General features: G+C 55.0%; 16 protein-coding genes and 1 riboswitch. Of the genes, 8 read left to right on the forward strand and 8 right to left on the reverse strand.

Translation table 11 applies throughout. The annotated features are described in order from the left end of the window. The first annotated feature begins 11 nt into the window (after positions 1-11). From A6U95_RS13255 to A6U95_RS13275, 5 genes are all read left to right on the forward strand, one after another. Positions 12-797: an SDR family oxidoreductase gene (locus A6U95_RS13255; RefSeq protein ID WP_065684830.1), complete on the forward strand. Its 786-nt coding sequence runs from the start codon at positions 12-14 to the stop codon at positions 795-797. 70 nt (positions 798-867) lie between these two features. Further along, positions 868-2,322 carry an FAD-binding oxidoreductase gene (locus A6U95_RS13260; protein ID WP_065684831.1) on the forward strand — a complete coding sequence of 485 codons (1,455 nt, stop codon included), beginning with the start codon at positions 868-870 and terminating at the stop codon, positions 2,320-2,322. A 55-nt stretch (positions 2,323-2,377) separates the two neighbouring features. After that, positions 2,378-3,712 (forward strand): MFS transporter, encoded by a 1,335-nt coding sequence (locus A6U95_RS13265; RefSeq protein WP_065684832.1) that lies wholly within the window; start codon positions 2,378-2,380, stop codon positions 3,710-3,712. 12 nt (positions 3,713-3,724) lie between these two features. Next, the gene (locus A6U95_RS13270; protein WP_065684833.1) at positions 3,725-4,531 is read left to right on the forward strand and encodes a hypothetical protein; all 807 of its coding nucleotides are present in this window, start codon (positions 3,725-3,727) and stop codon (positions 4,529-4,531) included. Continuing rightward, positions 4,528-5,463 (forward strand): electron transfer flavoprotein subunit alpha/FixB family protein, encoded by a 936-nt coding sequence (locus tag A6U95_RS13275; protein ID WP_065684834.1) that lies wholly within the window; start codon positions 4,528-4,530, stop codon positions 5,461-5,463. The genes A6U95_RS13270 and A6U95_RS13275 overlap by 4 nt, the downstream gene beginning before the upstream one ends. Here A6U95_RS13275 and A6U95_RS13280 read toward each other — a convergent pair. Both A6U95_RS13280 and A6U95_RS13285 read right to left on the reverse strand, forming a co-directional pair. Next, positions 5,460-5,732: a 4Fe-4S dicluster domain-containing protein gene (locus A6U95_RS13280; RefSeq protein ID WP_065684835.1), complete on the reverse strand. Its 273-nt coding sequence runs from the start codon at positions 5,730-5,732 to the stop codon at positions 5,460-5,462. The genes A6U95_RS13275 and A6U95_RS13280 overlap by 4 nt on opposite strands. Continuing rightward, positions 5,729-6,982, reverse strand: coding sequence for an FAD-dependent oxidoreductase (locus A6U95_RS13285; RefSeq protein ID WP_065684836.1), 1,254 nt, complete (start codon positions 6,980-6,982; stop codon positions 5,729-5,731). Before A6U95_RS13285 ends, A6U95_RS13280 begins: the two co-directional genes overlap by 4 nt. A gap of 320 nt (positions 6,983-7,302) precedes the next feature. On the opposite strand from A6U95_RS13285, the gene A6U95_RS13290 reads away from it, so the two are divergent. Then, positions 7,303-8,952: a Na/Pi cotransporter family protein gene (locus A6U95_RS13290; protein WP_024528025.1), complete on the forward strand. Its 1,650-nt coding sequence runs from the start codon at positions 7,303-7,305 to the stop codon at positions 8,950-8,952. A gap of 103 nt (positions 8,953-9,055) precedes the next feature. Here A6U95_RS13290 and panS read toward each other — a convergent pair whose 3' ends face one another. Together panS and lysC are read right to left on the reverse strand one after the other, a co-directional pair. Beyond that, positions 9,056-9,976, reverse strand: a complete 921-nt coding sequence (gene panS / locus A6U95_RS13295) for a ketopantoate/pantoate/pantothenate transporter PanS (RefSeq protein WP_024483999.1) — start codon at positions 9,974-9,976, stop codon at positions 9,056-9,058. 259 nt (positions 9,977-10,235) lie between these two features. After that, entirely contained in the window at positions 10,236-11,603 is a 1,368-nt protein-coding gene (gene lysC, locus A6U95_RS13300) for a lysine-sensitive aspartokinase 3 (protein WP_065684837.1), read from the reverse strand. A gap of 109 nt (positions 11,604-11,712) precedes the next feature. After that, a riboswitch (Lysine riboswitch) is annotated at positions 11,713-11,906 on the reverse strand. 337 nt (positions 11,907-12,243) lie between these two features. Here lysC and pgi point away from each other — a divergent pair. Next, positions 12,244-13,890: a glucose-6-phosphate isomerase gene (pgi, locus tag A6U95_RS13305; protein ID WP_065684838.1), complete on the forward strand. Its 1,647-nt coding sequence runs from the start codon at positions 12,244-12,246 to the stop codon at positions 13,888-13,890. 62 nt (positions 13,891-13,952) lie between these two features. Here pgi and A6U95_RS13310 read toward each other — a convergent pair whose 3' ends face one another. Next, entirely contained in the window at positions 13,953-15,386 is a 1,434-nt protein-coding gene (locus tag A6U95_RS13310) for a capsule assembly Wzi family protein (RefSeq protein WP_065684839.1), read from the reverse strand. Between the two features lie 223 nt (positions 15,387-15,609). Between A6U95_RS13310 and psiE the strand changes: the two genes are divergently transcribed. Further along, positions 15,610-16,017 (forward strand): phosphate-starvation-inducible protein PsiE, encoded by a 408-nt coding sequence (gene psiE, locus A6U95_RS13315; RefSeq protein WP_025119581.1) that lies wholly within the window; start codon positions 15,610-15,612, stop codon positions 16,015-16,017. 88 nt (positions 16,018-16,105) lie between these two features. On the opposite strand, the gene malG is transcribed toward psiE, so the two are convergent. The 3 genes from malG to malE all read right to left on the reverse strand — a co-directional run bounded on the left by malG (position 16,106) and on the right by malE (position 19,876). Beyond that, positions 16,106-16,996, reverse strand: coding sequence for a maltose ABC transporter permease MalG (gene malG, locus A6U95_RS13320; RefSeq protein ID WP_024483994.1), 891 nt, complete (start codon positions 16,994-16,996; stop codon positions 16,106-16,108). Positions 16,997-17,008: 12 nt separating this feature from the next. Further along, the gene (gene malF / locus A6U95_RS13325; protein WP_065684840.1) at positions 17,009-18,586 is read right to left on the reverse strand and encodes a maltose ABC transporter permease MalF; all 1,578 of its coding nucleotides are present in this window, start codon (positions 18,584-18,586) and stop codon (positions 17,009-17,011) included. A gap of 93 nt (positions 18,587-18,679) precedes the next feature. Beyond that, positions 18,680-19,876, reverse strand: a complete 1,197-nt coding sequence (gene malE, locus A6U95_RS13330) for a maltose/maltodextrin ABC transporter substrate-binding protein MalE (RefSeq protein ID WP_024528018.1) — start codon at positions 19,874-19,876, stop codon at positions 18,680-18,682. Positions 19,877-20,095 lie beyond the last annotated feature (219 nt).

A 20,095-nucleotide genomic window follows, 5' to 3' on the forward strand; every position in this document is an offset into this window, starting at 1 on the left:
GGGGCAAAATCATGTCAATAAACGCGTTAAATGAGTTCTCGTTAGATTTCTTCTCGCTAAAAGGCAAAACCGCGATCGTCACCGGTGGCAACAGCGGTCTGGGGCAGGCATTTGCCATGGCGTTGGCCAAAGCCGGTGCCAACCTGTTCATTCCAAGCTTTATCATGGATAAGGGCGAAACCCGCGAAATGATTGAGCAGCAAGGGGTGAAAGTTGAGTTTATGCAGGTGGACATTACTGAGAAAGGAGCGCCTGCCAGAGTGATTGCCCAGTGTCTGGAGACCTGCGGCTCGGTGGACATCCTGGTGAACAACGCCGGTATTTGTAAGCTGAATAAGGTACTGGATTTTGGCCGCGCAGACTGGGATCCGATGATCGATATCAACCTGACTGCTGCCTTTGAATTGAGCTATGAAGCGGCAAAAATCATGATCCCGAAAAAGCAGGGGAAAATAATTAATATCTGTTCCCTGTTCTCTTATCTGGGCGGCCAATGGTCACCGGCTTATTCGGCCACTAAGCATGCGCTGGCAGGTTTTACCAAGGCCTATTGCGATGAATTAGGGCAATACAATATACAGGTGAATGGCATTGCACCGGGCTATTATGCGACAGATATTACGGTCGAAACGCGTAAAAATCCAGAAACGAATAAGCGTGTTCTTGACCATATTCCGGCTAATCGTTGGGGTGAAACGCAGGATCTGATGGGAGCGATGGTATTTTTAGCCAGTCGAGCCTCTGATTATGTTAATGGCCATTTATTGGTTGTCGATGGTGGTTATTTGGTTCGCTAAATTAATGGGTGGTTCCTTTTAATTTTACTTAAGCCGATTTTATCTATTCTTAATTTAGGAAGGGTTATTTATGTCTCTGTCCCGTGAAGAAATTGTTGTTCAGTTAAAAGAACTTGTTGGCCCAGAGCGGGTGATTACCGACGAAAAAGTGCTGCAGAAAAACAGCGTAGACCGTTTCCGAAAATATGCTGATATTCATGGCGTGTTTACCCAGCCACTGCCTGCCGCCGTGGTTAAATTGGCCGACACTCAGCAAGTGTCCGATGTGTTGGCGTTTATGAATAAGCACGGCATTACTGGCGTACCGCGCACCGGGGCTTCGGCCACCGAGGGCGGGTTGGAAACGGTAGTGAAGAATTCCGTGGTGCTGGATGGCTCGGGAATGAATAAGGTCATCAACATTGATATCCGCAATATGCAGGCCACGGCACAGTGCGGCGTACCGCTGGAAGTGTTGGAAAATCAATTGCGTGCCCAGGGTTATACGACCGGCCACTCTCCGCAGTCCAAACCGTTGGCCCAGATGGGTGGCCTGGTGGCAACACGCAGTATCGGCCAGTTCTCTACGCTGTACGGCGCGATCGAAGACATGGTGGTTGGGCTGGAAGCGGTATTTCCGAACGGCAACATCACCCGGATTAAAAACGTGCCACGCCGGGCCGCTGGCCCGGATATCCGCCATGTGATTATCGGTAACGAAGGGGCGTTGTGTTTTATCACCGAAGTGACGGTGAAAATCTTCAAATACATGCCGGAAAACAACCTGTTCTACGGTTACATCCTCGATAACATGCCAACCGGTTTCGATATCCTGCGGGAAGTGATGGTCGAAGGCTATCGCCCTTCCATTGCCCGCTTGTATGACGCAGAAGACGGGACCCAGCATTTTACCCACTTTGCCGAAGGCAAATGTGTGCTGATCTTTATGGCCGAAGGGGCCAAAGGGATTGCGCAGGCGACCGGCGCGGGGATTGATGAGATCGTTAAACGCTATCCGGAATGTAAAAAGGTCGACAGCAAGCTGATTGAATCCTGGTTCAACAATCTGAACTGGGGCCCGGAAAAAGTGGCGGCAGAACGTGTACAGATCATGAAGACCAACAATATGGGCTTCACCACCGAGGTTTCCGGCGACTGGGGCTGTATCAATGCGATTTACGAGAATGTGATCCGCCGCATCCGTGATGAGTTCCCACATGCCGGTGATATCACTATGCTGGGCGGCCACTCGTCACACAGCTACATCAACGGCACCAACATGTACTTTGTGTACGACTACAACGTGGTGGACTGCAAGCCGGAAGAAGAGATCGACAAGTATCACAATCCACTGAATAAAATCATCGTGGAGGAGACCATCAAACAGGGCGGTTCGATGGTGCATCACCACGGCATCGGTAAACACCGTGTGCACTGGACCAAGGATGAACACGGCAGTGCCTACTACATCCTCAAGGCGCTGAAAGAGGTGTACGACCCGAATGGCATCATGAATACCGGCACCATTTATCCAATTGAAAAATAACAATCCTATCTGGCCCGGCTTGCCGGGCCTTTCGCACAGTCATTGGGGGGTAACGATGACAACACGGCTGCCTCGGCAAGTGCGCATGGATGATATTCCGCTAAACGCCTTTCACTGCAAAATGGCGGGGCTGACCTTTGGCGCTCACCTCACCGATGGCTATGTACTGGGAGTGATCGGTTTTGCGCTGGCCCAGCTCAAGCCGCAGATGGGGCTGACGCCGTTTTGGGAAGGAATGATCGGCAGCTCGGCGCTGATTGGCCTGTTCCTTGGCAGCCTGGTATTGGGTTGGGTTTCCGACCATATTGGCCGTCAGAAAATTTTCAGCTTCAGTTTTGTCATCATCACGTTGGCCTCCGTGATGCAATTTTTCGCCACTACGCCGGAACAGCTATTCTGGCTACGGGTATTGGTCGGGATCGGGCTAGGGGGAGATTACGCCGTAGGCCATACCATGCTGGCCGAGTTTGCTCCGCGTAAGCATCGCGGCATCCTGTTGGGATCCTTTAGCGTGATCTGGACGTTAGGCTACGTCGCCGCCGGATTTGCTGGCCATTTCCTTGCCGATTTGGGGCCGGAGTCCTGGCGCTGGCTGTTGGCTTCAAGCGCCGTGCCTGCGTTATTGATTATGCTATTACGCATTGGAACGCCAGAGTCGCCACGTTGGCTGATGCGCAAAGGGCGCATCGCCGAGGCTCATCTGGTAGTGCTGCGCTGTTTTGGTCCGCAGGTGATCCTCAATGACGAAATTCCGATCGAAACCGCACGCCATATGCACACCTTGTTTTCACCGCGTTACTGGCGACGCACCGCGTTCAACAGCCTGTTCTTTGTCTGCCTGGTGATCCCTTATTTCGCCATCTATACCTTCCTCCCCTCGATTCTGACCACCCTTGGGCAGAGCCAAAGCTTCGCCACCGATCTGCTGCTTAATGGCTTGCTGATGGTGGGGGCGGTGATGGGAATTGCCCTGACCCAATGGCTACCGCGCCGTCGCTTCCTGATTGGCTCGTTCTGGATCCTGGCTGCCAGCCTGGGGGCATTGGCCTTTGTGCCACCGGGTCAGGGGGCCATGTTAATGCTGTTTGCTTTGTTTACGCTGACGATTTCGGCGGTCAGTAACCTCGTCGGGGTATTCCCGGCGGAAAGCTTCCCGACCGATATTCGTTCACTGGGGGTCGGTTTTGCCACCTCGATGAGCCGGCTCGGTTCGGCCATTGGCACCGCTTTGCTGCCGCTGTCGATGCTTTCGTTGGGGCTGCAAGGCACCATGCTGATCCTGACTGGCGTATTGGTGCTAGGGGCGGTGGTTTCGATCATGTGGGCACCGGAAACCAAGGATATGACGCTGGTGGGCGCCTCCTCGGTAAAGCCGTTAATCGCCCACTGACAGGAGAAACGGATGAACCTGCTGTTGGCGATTAAGGTCGCACCGGATCTGGGCATGTTGGCAAAAAGCGATTGGCAACCCGATGAGCGGCTGCAGATTGATACCCGCTTTGCCCGACGTCTGTTAAGCGGCTATGACGAAAGCGCGGCGGAAATGGTGCTGATGCTGCGTGATGAGAGGGAACTTAACCTGAGCGTCTTGACGGTCGCCGATGCTATGGCCGAACCGGCGCTGAAGCAACTGATGGCGCTGGAATATCAGCAGGCGGTACGCATTGAGCCTCCTGCGGAGTGGGATCTGCGTTTTAACCCTGCAACGGTTGCCGCCCTAATCGCGGCCTATCAGCAGCATATGGGATCCCAACAGGTGATCGTCATGGGGGCGCAAAGCCTGGAAGGGCAAAATAGCCAAACGCCTTTGCTGTTGGCAGAACGCCTCGGCTGGCCCTGTATCACCGGCGTTTGCCAATTAGCTGCGGCAGAAGAAGTGAGGGCCTTACGGGTTACTCGGCAAACGGCTTACGGGCAGGAGGTGATGACGGTGATGCCTCCTTTAGTGCTGGTGGTAGGGAACTCGCAACAGGCGAGTGCGTTACGCGTTCCCACGTTAAAGCAGAAGCTGGCGGCGGGTAAACGGCAGGTCCAACGTTTGTCACCCACCGACCTGGCAATAACCGAGCAACCTGCCAGTGATGTGCAATTGTGTGGCTTAAGCTATGTGGAGCATCGTCGCGCCGGGGTAGTGATTGAGGGGGACAGCGTTGAGCAGAAAGTGCAGCGGTTGTGCCAGGATTATCTCCGTGAACGGTGGCCATCATGAATATTGCACTGATATTGGATGCGGATGCCCCCAACTTTCCTACGCAGGCCAGCCAGATTAATCAGTTCTTGCGGCTGAGCGAGCTTACTGCAGAGAGCCTGGAGCTCTGGCTATTCAGCGATGAGGTGCCACAGAGCCTGCCATGCCTGGACGGTGAGGTGGCACAAATACGTTGGGTTAACGCTCCCCGGCTGGCAGAGACGCGATTAACGGTATTGGAGCAGATGTGGCAAGCTTTCACCCCGCGATTACTGCTGTTTGCTGGTGATGAAGGTGGCGAGTTGGCCACGCGCCTGGCCTGCCGGAGTGGCGGTTCTGCCTGTTGTGCGGTGGAACAGGCGCAAATTAACGGCAGCGAATGTCGGGTAACCAAAGCCGTCTATGGCAACAATCTCACCGCCGAGCTGGAGATGACACGGGAACCTTTGTGCCTGAGCGTGGCCCGAAGCAGTGCGGCAAGCGTGGAAATAGTGCCAGGTGCGGTGGTAGCCAAACGCTTTGAGCCAGCCAATATACCCGATGCCGAGTGGATACTGGCCTCGGCGTGTTCACCGCAACCCGCGGCGTCACCACTGAGCCGGGCGCGCTACGTGCTGGCCATCGGGGAAGGCGTTGGCGGTGCCCAGCAGGTTGTCCAGATGCAGCAGCTAGCGACCAACATGGGCGCAGAGTTGGCCGCCAGCAGGCCGGTCGTGATGAACGCCTGGTGCGAGATGGATCGCTTGCTGGGCATGTCCGGTGCCATCATTGCCCCCGAGGTGTGCATTGCTGCCGGGGTTTCCGGTGCTCCGGCGTTCGCCATTGGTATTCGCCATAGCAAGCTGATTGTGGCGATCAACCAGGATCCGCAAGCGGCTATTTTTGCCCAGGCCGACGTAGGGATTGTGGGTGATATGCACGAGGTGTTAGAGGCTCTGGCCCACGTCTGTTAACCGAAGCGAAACTCAATCCCGTTGCCCGCCTGCGGATAGCGCCAACGGGTGATGGTTTCTTCCCCGCACAGCAGGCGGCAGGTGCCACATTCCAGGCAACCCTGTACGTCGAAACGCAGGCTGCCGTCCGGCTGGAACTGGTACAGCCCGGCGGGGCAGGCGATCACCAAACGCATCAGCATCGTACGATCCTGTGCATCGGCCAGGATGATGTGTGGATCGGTGTGATCCCCCTGATAATGGTTGTGACTGAGATCGGGCTGGTTCATAGGCTGCGCATTCCATTGACAGTATCTTTCAGTAATTGCTTCAGGCCGATGCGGCGCGCGTGGCGCCATAGTAGCTTGCGCAACGGTGTGGGGGCATTTCCATTGACCTCAAACATCTCTTGCAGCATATCGGCTGCCAACTGCGGGTAACGGTTAAACCAATGTGGCGATTGCAGCATCATCTCCGGCAGGCGGCGATATTGCTGGATCAGCGCCCAGAGTGAACTTTGCTGTAGTCGCAAGGGATAATGCTGCAACTCTTGCCCGGCAATCAAGGTTTCCGCTGCCGCCTGTGCTGATAGCATCGCCAGATCCATACCCCGCACGGTATGCCCGGTATTAATACATAACCGTGCGGCATCGCCAACCAGCAGATAGCCAGGACCAAACAGCGGTGGCATGCTTTCCGCTCCCCCTTCGGGGATCAGATGTGCGCTGTACTCACGTAGCTCGGTATTTTTCAGCAATGGCCGCACGGCAGGGTGCTGTTTGAACTGTTGCAGCATCTGCGGCAGGGCGATTTTACTTTCTGTTAGGCTGGAAAGATTGCATACCACGCCGAGCGACAGGCTATCTCGGTTGGTATACAGGAAACCCCCGCCGATTTTCCCCTGCGTGGGCTGGCCAGCGAACAGCCAGGCGCAACCTTGGTTATCCTCCAATGCGAAACGATCTTCCAACCGTTCGCGCGGCAGTGCCAACACCTCTTTCACGCCGATCGCCATCGTTGCTGCTGGTGGCTTTGGCTGCATTCCGGCATGCTCGCCAAGCAGCGTATTGGCCCCTTCTGCCAGGATCACCGTATTGGCGTATAACGCTTCACCCGCCGTCATAACGCCGACCACCCGGCCTTGCTGCACGATCAGTTCATCGACCGGTGTCCCGGTCAGGCATTGCGCCCCGGCGGCCTCCGCCTGCGCCATCAGCCAGGGATCGAAACGGGCGCGCAGCAGGCTGTAGGAACAGGGCAAGGTATGGCGATAATCCAGCGTCACCGCGCTATTGCCGCTCACCATTGAGAGTCTTTCTTGGGTGATATGACGTTCCAGAGGGGCGGTAGCGGCAAAATTCGGCAGCAGATTGGCCAGGACATGGGAGTATAACCTGCCACCGCTAACGTTTTTACTGCCCGCCTGAGTACCCCGCTCCAGTAACAAAGTATTGATGCCCGCGCGTGCCAATAATAGCGCTGCAGTGCAGCCCGCAACGCCGCCGCCAACGATAATGGCTGCAAAACCAGGGTGTTCCATCAGCTCTGTTTACCAAGGGTTGAAGTGTAATGATTAGAATAACACTCGCGTGTCAGAGTTCATTGATATTGCACAGTTTTTGCGCGTCCGTGGCCAATTTTCGCCCGAGGGCAGCCAAATTAGGCTACAATTGGAAACTGTTATATTCCGGGTAGTTGCATGATTTCGCTGTCGCATTGATTGATAATGCATGGTGCGCTCTCCCTCTAGAGTATTCCTTCTTGATAGCAATAAGCGATTTGCCGCTATCCTGCTTAACTGGCGTCTGGCAGGCGGGATAGCCTGTGGTGCCTGCCGGGCGTCAATGGAGCGAGCCTTCCGTGTTGACCCTTCTTAATCTGCTTTCCGCCATTGCCATGCTGGTGTGGGGAACCCATATCGTCCGGACCGGCATCATGCGGGTCTATGGTGCCAATCTGCGCCAGGTTCTGAGCAGCAGCATAGAGAAAAAGCCGCTGGCCTTTGTGGCAGGTATTGGCGTAACCGCGTTGGTGCAGAGTAGTAATGCGACGGCATTGCTGGTTTCTTCTTTTGTGGCTCAAGGACTGGTGGGTCTTGGGCCTGCGCTGGTGATTATGCTGGGGGCCGATGTTGGCACGGCGATCATGGCGCGGGTGCTGACGTTCAATCTCTCCTGGCTTTCGCCGCTGCTGATTTTTGTCGGCGTGATTTTATTCCTTAGCCGCAAGCAAACCCGCGTAGGCCAGATGGGGCGCGTCGCTATTGGTCTTGGCCTGATTGTATTGGCGCTGGAACTGATTGTGGCCGCCGCTACGCCGATCACACAGGGCTATGGCGTCAAAGTGATCTTCTCGTCATTGACCGGCGATGTAATGCTTGACGCGCTGATCGGTGCCCTGTTTGCCATTATCAGCTATTCCAGCCTGGCAGCTGTGCTGTTGACCGCGACGTTGACCGCCTCGGGCGTGATTTCTCTACAGGTGGCGCTGTGCCTGGTGATTGGTGCCAACCTGGGCAGCGGCCTGTTGGTGATGTTGAACACCAGCGGCCAGAATGCCGCAGGACGTCGCGTGGCGTTGGGTAGCCTGTTATTCAAACTGCTGGGTAGTGCGCTGGTACTGCCGTTTGTTTCCCTGATTGCGCACGGTATTGAGCGGCTGCCAGGTAATGCAGAGGAACTGGTGATCTATTTCCACATGTTCTACAACCTGGTGCGTTGTCTGCTACAGGTGCCGTTGTCAGGGCCGATGGCCCGCCTGTGCGAAACGTGGATCGTCGATGCTCCTACAGAAGATCCCCGTTTGCGGCCACGCCACCTCGACGTCAGTGCCCTGGATACGCCAAGTTTGGCACTGGCCAATGCGGCGCGCGAAACCCTACGGATGGGGGATGTGATAGAGCATATGATGATCCTGCACCATGAGGTATTGCATGGTAAGCGCATCCAGGCCAAAGAAGTTCGCCGTCTGGACGATGACGTTCACGTGTTGTATACCGCCATCAAACTTTACCTGGCGCAGATCCAGAAGGAAGACCTGGGAGAGGCGGATTCACGCCGTTGGGCGGAGATCATCGAAATGGCCCTCAATCTGGAGCAGGCTGGCGATATTATCGAACGTATGGCTAGTGATGTGGCGGATCAATCACATGGCGCGCGCAGTTCGTTCTCCGCCGAAGGTCTGGCCGAACTGGACCAACTGCATGAAAAGTTGACTGACAATCTGCGCCTTAGCTTGTCGGTGTTTCTCTCCGGTGATATCACCAGTGCCAAGCGGTTACGCCGCTCCAAGCACCGTTTCCGCATTCTGGATCGTCGTTATGCCCATGCGCACGTCGATCGCCTGCATCAGCAAAACGTGCAAAGTATCGAAACCAGCTCGCTGCATCTGGCGCTGTTGGGGGATATGAAGCGGCTTAACTCGTTGTTCTGCGCGGTGGCCTATAATGCACTGGATCAGGATGAGAAGGACGATGACCGTGACTGGGAGGAAAGTCCTAGAACGCCATAGTGAATGAAGGGCCGTTGATGGCCCTCAGATTGATGACAAAGTGGCAATGTTGGTGAATGGGTAGGGGCGCCGCATGCAGCGCCCCTTGTGTGCCTGTTTGCCATTAATCCACTTTCTTGATCGGGCGGCCAGACCAGTAACCCGCCAGCAGTGAACCGGACAGGTTGTGCCATACCGAGAACAGTGCGCCCGGCAGTGCGGCCAGCGGTGAGAAGTAAATCTTGCCCAGCGTTGCCGCCAGCCCGGAGTTTTGCATACCGACTTCAATAGCCAGCGTACGGCAGGTAGATTCGTCGAACCCGAGCATTTTTCCTCCCCAATAGCCCCCGAGCAGCCCGATCCCGTTGTGCAGGATCACCGCAATAATCACCACAAAGCCTACCGAGGCAATATGGCTCTGGCTGCCAGCCACCACCGCACTGATGATCGCCACAATACACACCATCGACAGGGCTGGCAGATAGGGCTCAACCCGCTTGACGGTTTTGGTGAAGCTGTGGTGGACGATCAGGCCCAGCCCAATCGGGATCACCACGATCTGCAGAATGCTGAATAACATCCCCATGATATCCACGCTGATTTCGGCATCGACATACAGGCGTGTCAGCAGCGGGGTGGCAAAGACACCAACCAGCGTAGAAACGGCCGAAATGGTCACCGACAGGGCGACATCGCCTTTAGCCAGATAGATCATCACGTTGGAGGCGGTGCCGCTGGCTACGCTGCCAACGAGTACCATACCGGCGGAGAGATCCGGCGGCATACGGAACAGCATCGCCAGCAGCCAGGCGGCCAGCGGCATAATCAGGTAATGCAGGAAGATCCCCGCCGCTACCGGGCCGGGGCGCGACAGCACACGCTTGAAGTCATCCAGGCGCAGAGTGACGCCCATGGCAAACATGATCAGCATCAGCAGCGTACTGACGTAAGGGCTGATACCGGTAAAGGTCGACGGGGTGTAATAGGCCGCAATGGACAGCAGCACGGCCCATAATGGGAATAAGCGTGTGATTTTTGCCAGCATGAGAGAGGTTATCCTTTGCCAATATTGAACGGGTGTAATGGTGTGTGTTGTGGTGGGCCCAGTGCGCTGAGCCTCTGTAGATTCAGTTAAGGCCAATCAATCTCCCCTTACCCCGGCCCTCTCCCGATATGGCGTCCAGGGATGCCTGTTGTACTGTGGTGGGGAAAGGGGGCGAGTCCGGAGCTACAGGTAGGTGCAGATATTAACCTGTGGCACGTTCAATCCCCTCTCCCTGTGGAAGAGGGGTAGGGTGAGGGGCTTATTCAAACAGATTGTGATGCAGCGTTTGTACCACGCGCTCCGCATCATCGCCCGGCACCAGGAAGCACAGGTTATAGCTGCTGGCTCCGTAACAGATCATGCGGATATTGAACGGGTCCAGCACGCCGAATACCTCTTTACCGACGCCGCAGGCCTGTGACAGCTTGTTGCCGATCAGGGCGACCAGTGCCAGATTTTCTTCCACTTCCACCCGGCACAGCGAGGACAGTTCGGTGAGCAGAGAGGTGGTTAGCAGGCTGCCTCCGGTGGTGGTGGAACCGGTGGTATCCATGGTCAATGCCACGCTGACTTCGGAAGTGGTGATCAGATCGACCGAGATATTATGCCGGGCCAGAATGTTGAACACCTCGGCCAGGAAGCCGCGCGCGTGCAACATGTTCAGGCTGTGCAGCGTCAGCAGGGTTTGCTTGCGGCGTAAGGCCAGCGCGCGGAACAGCGGCGGGTTTTCCGTGGTATTGCACACCAGCGTACCACCCGCGGCAGGATCTTTGCTTGAGCCGACGAAGACCGGGATGTTGCTGCGAACGGCAGGCAGCAGAGTGGCCGGGTGCAGCACTTTGGCACCGAAGGTGGCCATTTCCGCCGCTTCTTCAAAGGCAATTTTATCGATACGCTTGGCGGCAGGCACCACGCGTGGGTCGGTGGTATAAATACCCGGAACATCAGTCCAGATATCCACGCGGCTGACGTTTAATGCTTCACCCAGCAGGGCCGCAGTAAAGTCACTGCCACCACGGCCCAGCGTAGTGGTACGGCCTTTGGGTTCGCAGCCGATAAAGCCCTGGGTGATCACCAACGCCTGTTGCAGGCGCGGCTTCAACAGGGTTTGAGCCAACTCGGTCAGCGCGGCGCTGTCCGGTACGGCGCGGCCGAAATGGTCGTCGGTACGCATCACTTTACGCACATCGAACCATTCTGCCTGTACCTTACGATCGCGCAGAATTTCCACAAACAGCAGGGTAGACATCAGCTCGCCATGGCTAACCAGTTCATCGGTCAGTGCGGCAGAGGTGGCCAGCGCAGCGGCTTCCGACAGCGTGGTGATATTTTCCAGCATGCGGTCGATTTCTTCGCGAACCACCATCGGGTTATCCAGGCGATCGAGAATGGCGTATTGAATGCGGCGGATTTCGGCCAGTTGTTCGTTGCGCTTGTCGGTTTCGCAGCCTTCGGCCAGGGCCACCAACAGGTTGGTGATACCGGCAGAGGCGGACAGAACCACCAAGCGGACATCGGGATTAGAAAGTACCACGTCGGCGCTGCGGTTCATCGCCTCGAAATCGGCCACGCTGGTGCCGCCGAATTTGGCTACTACGGTTGCGTTTTGGGGTGCTGCTTGAGTCATGTAAAACCTCGTGTCAGGGACGCCATTCAAATTGGCATTTAATTCCATAAGCCTTGGCACAAGGGAAGAGCGGTAAACAGGGAGCAGGCGTAGAGGTTGAGGCTACGATACACCCAGAAGCGCCCCACCTTGCTGACTGCTCATACAGAGCAGCCCATGGTGACAACTCAGGGGATTCAGCCCCTGTAGCCGACGTGATGATTGCCGTAAGCATCTCGCCTCGGCGTCGCTCCCCCTCCAGTGCCGTCATCGGATAATGGCTCCTCTGACACTCTACCTGGGCGACGCGCCTCTTCTGGCTTGCACAGTGGATGTGCAAGTAGGCTGTTAGGAATAACGGGTTTATTGGCTACTGTCAACGGGAAGACGCTGAGGGATTTTCATCTGCGCTCAGCGGGGAGCAGAGCGACCGAATATTGCGGACTGCGCATCAAGAGAAAAGCGTGGTGAGAGGGACGTTTCAGCGTTGTGATAACAGGCTGTTAGGTGAAATATCAGCAGATTGTTGTGGAAAGGTAAAAATGGGGTGCGGCAGTCTGAGAGTTAACGCCTATCGCAAGAAAAGAGATCATAATCACAGTCGAACAGGCTACAATCGGTCCATCACCTCATATTCATTCTCAAGCATAAGAGCGCCGCTATGAAAAATATCAATCCTAGTCAAACCGCTGCTTGGCAAGCCCTGCAGCAACATTTCGAACAAATCAAAGACGTCCAGATCCGTGACCTGTTTGCTCAGGATAGTGAGCGTTTCTCCAAGTTCTCTGCCACTTTCAACGATCAGATGCTGGTGGATTACTCCAAAAACCGCATCACCGCAGAAACCCTGGAGAAGCTGCAGGCACTGGCGAAAGAAACCGACCTGCAAAGCGCGATCAAATCGATGTTCTCCGGTGAGAAAATCAACCGTACGGAAGATCGTGCCGTGCTGCATGTTGCCCTGCGTAACCGCAGCAACACGCCAATCATTGTTGATGGCAAGGACGTGATGCCAGAAGTCAATGCGGTGCTGGCGAAGATGAAACAGTTCTGCGACCGCGTCATTGGCGGCGACTGGAAAGGTTACACCGGCAAACCGATTACCGACGTGGTCAACATCGGCATCGGCGGCTCAGATCTTGGCCCTTATATGGCAACCGAAGCGCTGCGCCCCTATAAAAACCACCTGAACATGCACTTTGTTTCCAACGTAGACGGCACCCATATCGCCGAAACGCTAAAACCGTTGGATCCGGCGACTACGCTGTTCCTGGTGGCGTCTAAAACCTTCACGACTCAGGAAACCATGACCAACGCCCACAGCGCGCGCGACTGGTTCCTGAACACCGCTGGCGATCAGCAGCACGTCGCGAAACACTTCGCCGCGCTGTCTACCAACGGTAAAGCGGTGGCCGAGTTTGGTATCGACACCGACAATATGTTCGAATTCTGGGACTGGGTGGGGGGCCGTTACTCTCTGTGGTCGGCAATCGGCCTGTCTATCGCGCTGTCTTTGGGTTTTGAAAACTTCGAGCAGCTGCTGAGCGGCGCGCATGAGATGGACAAGCACTTTGCCCAGACGCCTGCCGAGCAAAACCTGCCGGTGCTGTTGGCGCTGATCGGTATCTGGTACAACAATTTCTTCGGCGCAGAAACCGAAGCGATCCTGCCGTACGACCAGTATATGCACCGGTTTGCCGCTTATTTCCAACAGGGCAACATGGAGTCTAACGGCAAATACGTTGACCGTAACGGCAATCCGGTAGATTACCAGACCGGCCCGATTATCTGGGGTGAACCAGGCACCAACGGCCAACATGCGTTCTATCAGCTGATCCATCAGGGGACCAAGCTGGTGCCTTGCGACTTTATCGCTCCGGCCATCAGCCATAATCCATTGAGCGACCACCACGCCAAACTGCTGTCGAACTTCTTCGCACAGACGGAAGCGCTGGCGTTCGGTAAATCTCTGGACGTGGTTGAGGAAGAATTCGCCGCACAGGGTAAAACGCCGGAAGAGGTCAAGCACGTTGCCCCATTCAAAGTGTTTGAAGGCAACCGCCCAACCAACTCCATCCTGCTGCGTGAGATCACTCCGTTCAGCCTGGGTAGCCTGATTGCCCTGTATGAGCACAAGATCTTCACCCAAGGCGCTATCCTCAATATCTTCACCTTTGACCAATGGGGCGTAGAACTGGGTAAACAGCTGGCTAACCGTATTCTGCCGGAACTGGCGGGTAAAGAAGCGGTGACCAGCCATGACACCTCAACCAACGGCTTGATCAATCGCTTTAAAGCCTGGCGTTAAGTTGCTCTGAATAGCCGCCAATAAAAAACCCGCCGCGGCGGGTTTTTTGATATCTGTAGGGATTACAGATTGATTGGTACTGCCATGCTGACACCGGCACCCACGTCATCGGCGGTGCTGTTGTTGTTATCGGTGTACCACAGACTGGTATCAAACTTCACTTGTGAAGCGAAGTTATAGCCCCAACCCAACTGAATGCCTTTCAGCGTGTCGGATTTCGGGAATGCCTGGTTGATGCTCTGGTTATTTGGATTCACTTTTGCGTATACCAAGCGAGTACTCCAACGCTGGCCATCATCCAGCACCAGCTCTACGCGGCCAGATAACATCTGTCCATCACCACCCATGGCGTGGCCCAGAGGGTAGCCTTGCTGATAGTAGCCATCTCTGTAAACGTAATGGGTATACATAACGTTATTAGACTTGCCATTGGCGCGAGTATCAGCCCCTTCGATATGCCAGTTGATAGTAGTCGGGCCCCACTCAGGATGCCCCTCTAAGCCAACTAAATATGCGTTGTGAGACGGTAACATTCCGGCCTCATCTTCACCCGTGATTTGACCATACAGGCTGACAGGCATGCCGATTAGAGGTTGTAGCTTAAGTTTGAAATCGAAACCGCCTAATTGGTTACCAGGGTCATTATATTTGTCGCCGGTATTATCATTGCCTGATAAAGCATCCCAGAATGAGCTCCAGGATTGTGGGCGGCCATCCCCTCCCCACATCATTACACGCGATGCACCTAATTCCAGAAAATTGGTTGGCATCATGGTAAAACGCCCACCAAACAGTTTGGTATCAGGAACAGCAGTATATTGTGACAACTGGCCTGCGGTGATCTGATATTGCCAACGACCAATCCAGGACAGCCAAGGCGTTTCAAACGGGGATTGATCGGCTCGTTGCAGCATAAAGCCAGCCACAGGGCGTGCCGCGTCGGAACGGATCAGGCTGCCGTCATAGCCAGGACCCCACCATTGAGAGACCTCACCGAATGACAGCCACTGGTTCCACACTTTGATGGCACCGTATGAACCGTTCATATTGAATTTGGAGCCATCAGAGACGCGCTGGTCGCCTTCTACGGCACCTTGCAGACGCACGTCCCAGAACTCACCGTTGGCGCCGGCGCCGATGGTCAGGCTGCTGTCGGCATAGTGACTCTGACCGAAGCCCTGCGGCGTGCCCGGTTTGTCGGTAGAGGTATAACCGGTGACGGTAACATTGGCTTTTAAGTCACCCACCCGGCGCTGTACGCGGTCAATGACGGTTTTTTCTGTGTTGGTCACCGGCTTGGCTTGCGCCAGCACCGAGTTGATCTCTTCCTGGCTTAGCGGCCAGGTAGACAGGCTGACGTTAATCACACCGCGATCGGATAACCAGGCGAGGTCATTGCGCAGATCGTTATCAGGAGTCACCAGTCCGCCGGCGTAGCTGGCAAACGAACAGGTGAAAAGGCCTGCCGCGACCAGTGCGTGGAGTTTAGCTCGCATGAAAGTTCCTTTCTAGATTACGGGAATTTAGAGGCATAATGCCTGAGACTACGCCCATGATAGAGGACATTTCAATTTGCTACAAATATATACAAGCGTAATCAATTTACACAACTAATTGAAAATAGGGTAATTCGCCTGAAGATAAACCCTCAGAGCAACTTTAGGAAAAAGCCCATTAGGCATTTCTGCACTAATAACTAGCCGAACGACGGGAGAAGTCATGGCAAAAACATCACGATCATTGATGATCGCAAAAGGGCTGCAGCGGGTACTAAACGTGGGGTTGCTGCTATTGGCGGCGATTTTGGTGGTTTTTTTGGTCAAAGAAACCTTTCATTTGGCGAAAGTATTATTCGTCAGCAACGAGGAGTCTTCTTCGTATCAGCTGATTGAGGGGATCGTGATTTATTTCCTCTACTTTGAGTTTATCGCCTTGATTGTTAAATACTTTGAGTCGGGTTATCACTTCCCGCTGCGCTACTTTATCTATATCGGCATTACCGCGATTATTCGTTTGATCATCGTTGATCATGAGAACCCTTTCGACACGCTGATTTATTCCGGCGCCATATTAGTACTGGTGGTGACCTTGTATCTGGCCAACACCGATCGGCTGAAGCGGGAGTAAACATAAAAATGGCGGCCCAGCGAAGGCCGCCAAAGACACAGTTCATAGAGAGAAGCAAAGTACATCAAACGTATTGCAGTGGCATAAATTAACCTTTCACTCCTCCCGCCGTCAGGCCACCGACCAACCAGCGCTGCGCCAGCAGGAATACTGCGGTGATCGGAATGGCGGACAACACCGCTGCGGCGGCGAAGTCACCCCATAGATAGTTCTGCGGATTGAGGTATTGCTGCATGCCGACGGCCAGCGTGTAGCTGTTCACGTCACGTAACAGCAGTGAAGCCACCGGCACCTCGGTGATCGCCGCGATAAACGACAGAATAAACACCACCGCCAGGATCGGGACTGAAAGGGGGAGCAGCACCAGGCGGAACGCTTGCCAAGGTGTGGCACCGTCCAGTGCGGCGGCTTCTTCCAACGAGTTATCGATGGTTTCGAAGTAGCCTTTAATGGTCCAGACATGCAGCGCAATACCGCCCATATAGGCGAATATCACACCGCCATGGGTATTGAGGCCGATAAACGGAATGTACTGTCCCAGGCGATCGAACAGGGCGTACAGTGCAACCAAAGACAGCACAGCCGGGAACATCTGGAAGATCAGCATGCTTTTCAGCAGGGTGCTTTTGCCACGAAAACGCATGCGGGCAAAGGCGTAGGCACAGGTGGTAGAGAGCGTCACTATTCCCACTGCGGTGATCGCCGCGACCTTAATCGAGTTCCACAGCCATAACAGCACTGGGAAAGGCGGTGGGGTGATACTGCCATCCGCCTGGGTGACGCTCATCCCCAGCGCCAGCCGCCAGTGGTCCCAGGAGATCTGATCCGGGATCAGACTGCCAGTGGCAAAGTTACCGGAGCGTAGCGAAATCGCTATTACCATCAGCAACGGGAACATGATCAGGGCGATAAAGCTCAGCATCAGAATATGGGTGATCCACAGGCGTACGCGCTGGGATTTGGGTTGCACCATGGCCATTGTCGTTCTCCCTTAGTCAAAGTTCATCTTGCTGGCTTTCAGGTTCAGGATCGCCAGTGCGCCAACCAACAGGAAAATCAGCGTGGCAATGGCCGCCGCCAGCCCGAAGTCCTGACCCCCACCGCCTTCAAACGCGATGCGATAGGTGTAGCTCACCAACAGATCGGTATAGCCGGCCGGTGTGGTGGTGCCGATCATGTCTGGCCCGCCGCGGGTCAGCAGTTGGATCAGCACGAAGTTGTTAAAATTGAAGGCAAAGCTGGCAATCATCAGCGGCGTCAACGGCTTGATCAGCAGCGGCAGGGTGATACGGAAGAAATTCTGCATCGGGCTGGCGCCGTCCATTGCCGAGGCTTCATACAGATCGTCGGGAATGGCTTTCAGCAGGCCCATACACAGGATCATCATGTACGGATAACCCAGCCAGGTATTGACGACCAGGATCATGCTCTTGGCGGTGAGTGGATCGGTGAACCAGGCCGGTTTAATGCCGAACAGCGCGTTGAGCATCAGGTTGATTTCACCGAAGCTCTGGTTAAATAACCCTTTGAAAATCAGAATGGAAATAAACGAAGGCACCGCGTAGGGCAGGATCAGCAATACCCGATACACCGCTTTGCCTTTCAGCGCTTCCCACTGCACCACGCAGGCCAGCACCATGCCTACGGCCACGGTGAGGATCACGGTCATCACCGAGAAAATAATGGTCCAGACAAAGATGGAGATAAACGGCTTCTGGATGCCTTCATCGTTGAGCACCCGTAAGAAGTTTTTCCAGCCGATGGTGACGGTATAACCCGGGCTGAGGGTGTCGGTGGCCCAATTACCCTCGGCGTTGATGGCCTGATAGAAACCGATATCCGGGTTAGGGCGATACTGTACCTGGGTCTGGTTATCGGTCAGCGTGCTGCCGTCTTTGGCTAGCGTGTATAACGGGCTGGTGCCGGAGAATTGGCGCAGGGAACTCATGCGCAGCTCGCCACCTTCTGGCAGGATGGCAACAATCTGGCTCAGCGTCTGGCGATTCTGGGTGATCACGCGCAGCGTTGCGCGCTCACCGGCAGGCTCAGCGCTTTCTACCTCCAATTTCAACGTTTGTGGCTCACTGGCGTTGAGGCTAAACGGCGCAGAAATCAGCAGTTGGCCGCTATCTGGATGAGTTAACTGCAAACGCCACTGTTGGTTCTCTGCCGGATACAGCCCGAAGGTGAAGGTTTTACCGGTCTGGAACTGGCGTTGCATCAGCACCGACTGAGCGCGTTCGAAGGTCAGTTGGTTGGTGCTACTGTAGTTGGTAAAGGCGATGGCGATGGTGCAAATCAGCGGGAACAGGACGAACAGCCCCATTCCGGCGACGCCAGGATAGACGTAGCGCCAGGCATAGGCACGGCGGTTGGCGAACACGTAGAGTCCTGCACTGACCAACACCAGCGTCAGGATGGCGAACAGATATTCTCCCTGTGCATACATCACCACAATCAGATAGCAGGTCACCAGGCTGAACAGGCCGACAATCAGCCATTTCAGTATGTCACTCTGCCACCACTTCGATTTTTTTCGCGCGGGTGTTCCGGCGTGAGCAAGTTGCATAGGGCTTTCCTTTCAGGTGTTACCGCGAGAGGCCAACGGCCTCTCACACAGCAGGGCAAAGGCGGGCATCACAGCCCGCCAATGGCCAGGGTATTACTTGGTGATACGGGTATGAGCATCTTCCAGTGCGGCTTTCACCGTCTGGCGGCCTGTGATGGCGTTGATCACGGCGCTACGCATTGCATACCAGAAGGTACTCATCTGCGGGATGTTTGGCATGATTTCGCCGTTTTGCGAGTTCTGCATGGTGGCGGCAATCTTCGGATCTTTTGCCAGCTGTTCCTGGAACGATTTCAGCGCCACGGCACCCAACGGTTTATCTTTGTTAACGTCAGCCAGGCCCTGATCGGTGATCAGGTAGTTCTCCAGGAACTCGGTCGCCAGTTCTTTGTTCGGGCTGGCGGCGTTGATGCCTGCGGTCAGCACGCCAACGAACGGCTTGGATGGTTTGCCTTGGAAGGTTGGCAGCAGCGTGACGCCATAGTTGATTTTGCTTTGCTCGATGTTGGTCCAGGCCCAAGGCCCGTTGATGGTCATCGCCGTCTGGCCCTTGTTGAAAGCGGCTTCGGCAATCGAGTAGTCGGTATCGGCGTTGATGTGCTTGTTCTTCACCAGATCGACGATGAACTGCAGGCCAGCCTGTGAACCGGCGTTGGCTACGCCCACGTCTTTGATGTTGTATTTGCCATCTTCAAACTTAAAGGCATAACCGCCATTGGCGGCAATGACTGGCCAGGTGAAGTAGGGTTCTTGCAGGTTCCACATGATGGCGCTTTTGCCTTTGGCGCGCAGTTCTTTATCCAGCGCCGGGATCTCTTCCCAGGTTTTTGGCGCTTCTTTGATCAGGTCTTTGTTATAAATCAGCGACAAGGCTTCCACCGCGATCGGGTAACCGATCAACTTGCCGTCAAAGCGTACCGCATCCCAGGTGAACGGATAGATTTTTTCCTGGAAGGCTTTGGAAGGGTGGATTTCTGCCAACAGGCCCGATTGCGCGTAGCCCCCAAAACGGTCGTGAGCCCAGAAGATGATATCCGGGCCGTCACCGGTAGCGGCAACCTGCGGGAACTTCTCTTCCAGTTTGTCCGGGTGTTCGATGGTCACTTTGATGCCGGTGTCTTTCTCAAACTTTTTACCCACCTCGGCCAGGCCGTTATAGCCTTTATCGCCGTTGATCCAGATAACCAGTTTGCCTTCTTCTATTTTGGCGAAAGCGGAGGAGGAGAGCACCAGCGTCGTTAATGCTGAAAGCGCCAGCGTGCGTACGGTTGTTGTCATTGTGCGATTCATAAATCCAATCCTTCTGTGGGGACTGCGGTAAGGAGAGCGGTTACGCGCTAATAGTGGGTCACAACCCGCTGTGTTCTCATCCTCCCCCCGTCTACGCCCCATGCCTGAGTAGTGTGATCCAGCTAGCAAACCGCCCTATTCTGTGGTGTCGGACACTAAAAGGCAGGGCTATTTTTGCAAGGAAGATCACAGATTTGCCTTCTGCCGGGAACTTTCGCC

Source organism: Serratia sp. 14-2641, assembly GCF_001692375.1.
Classification (GTDB): Bacteria; Pseudomonadota; Gammaproteobacteria; order Enterobacterales; family Enterobacteriaceae; genus Chania; species Chania fonticola_C.

Bases quoted from the DNA above. Each gene is read 5' to 3' on its own strand.
- A6U95_RS13255 (WP_065684830.1), top strand. From the start codon at position 12: ATGTCAATAAACGCGTTAAATGAGTTCTCGTTAGATTTCTTCTCGCTA.
- A6U95_RS13260 (WP_065684831.1), top strand. From the start codon at position 868: ATGTCTCTGTCCCGTGAAGAAATTGTTGTTCAGTTAAAAGAACTTGTT.
- A6U95_RS13265 (WP_065684832.1), top strand. From the start codon at position 2,378: ATGACAACACGGCTGCCTCGGCAAGTGCGCATGGATGATATTCCGCTA.
- A6U95_RS13270 (WP_065684833.1), top strand. From the start codon at position 3,725: ATGAACCTGCTGTTGGCGATTAAGGTCGCACCGGATCTGGGCATGTTG.
- A6U95_RS13275 (WP_065684834.1), top strand. From the start codon at position 4,528: ATGAATATTGCACTGATATTGGATGCGGATGCCCCCAACTTTCCTACG.
- A6U95_RS13280 (WP_065684835.1), bottom strand. From the start codon at position 5,732: ATGAACCAGCCCGATCTCAGTCACAACCATTATCAGGGGGATCACACC.
- A6U95_RS13285 (WP_065684836.1), bottom strand. From the start codon at position 6,982: ATGGAACACCCTGGTTTTGCAGCCATTATCGTTGGCGGCGGCGTTGCG.
- panS (WP_024483999.1), bottom strand. From the start codon at position 9,976: ATGCTGGCAAAAATCACACGCTTATTCCCATTATGGGCCGTGCTGCTG.
- lysC (WP_065684837.1), bottom strand. From the start codon at position 11,603: ATGACTCAAGCAGCACCCCAAAACGCAACCGTAGTAGCCAAATTCGGC.
- pgi (WP_065684838.1), top strand. From the start codon at position 12,244: ATGAAAAATATCAATCCTAGTCAAACCGCTGCTTGGCAAGCCCTGCAG.
- A6U95_RS13310 (WP_065684839.1), bottom strand. From the start codon at position 15,386: ATGCGAGCTAAACTCCACGCACTGGTCGCGGCAGGCCTTTTCACCTGT.
- psiE (WP_025119581.1), top strand. From the start codon at position 15,610: ATGGCAAAAACATCACGATCATTGATGATCGCAAAAGGGCTGCAGCGG.
- malG (WP_024483994.1), bottom strand. From the start codon at position 16,996: ATGGCCATGGTGCAACCCAAATCCCAGCGCGTACGCCTGTGGATCACC.
- malF (WP_065684840.1), bottom strand. From the start codon at position 18,586: ATGCAACTTGCTCACGCCGGAACACCCGCGCGAAAAAAATCGAAGTGG.
- malE (WP_024528018.1), bottom strand. From the start codon at position 19,876: ATGAATCGCACAATGACAACAACCGTACGCACGCTGGCGCTTTCAGCA.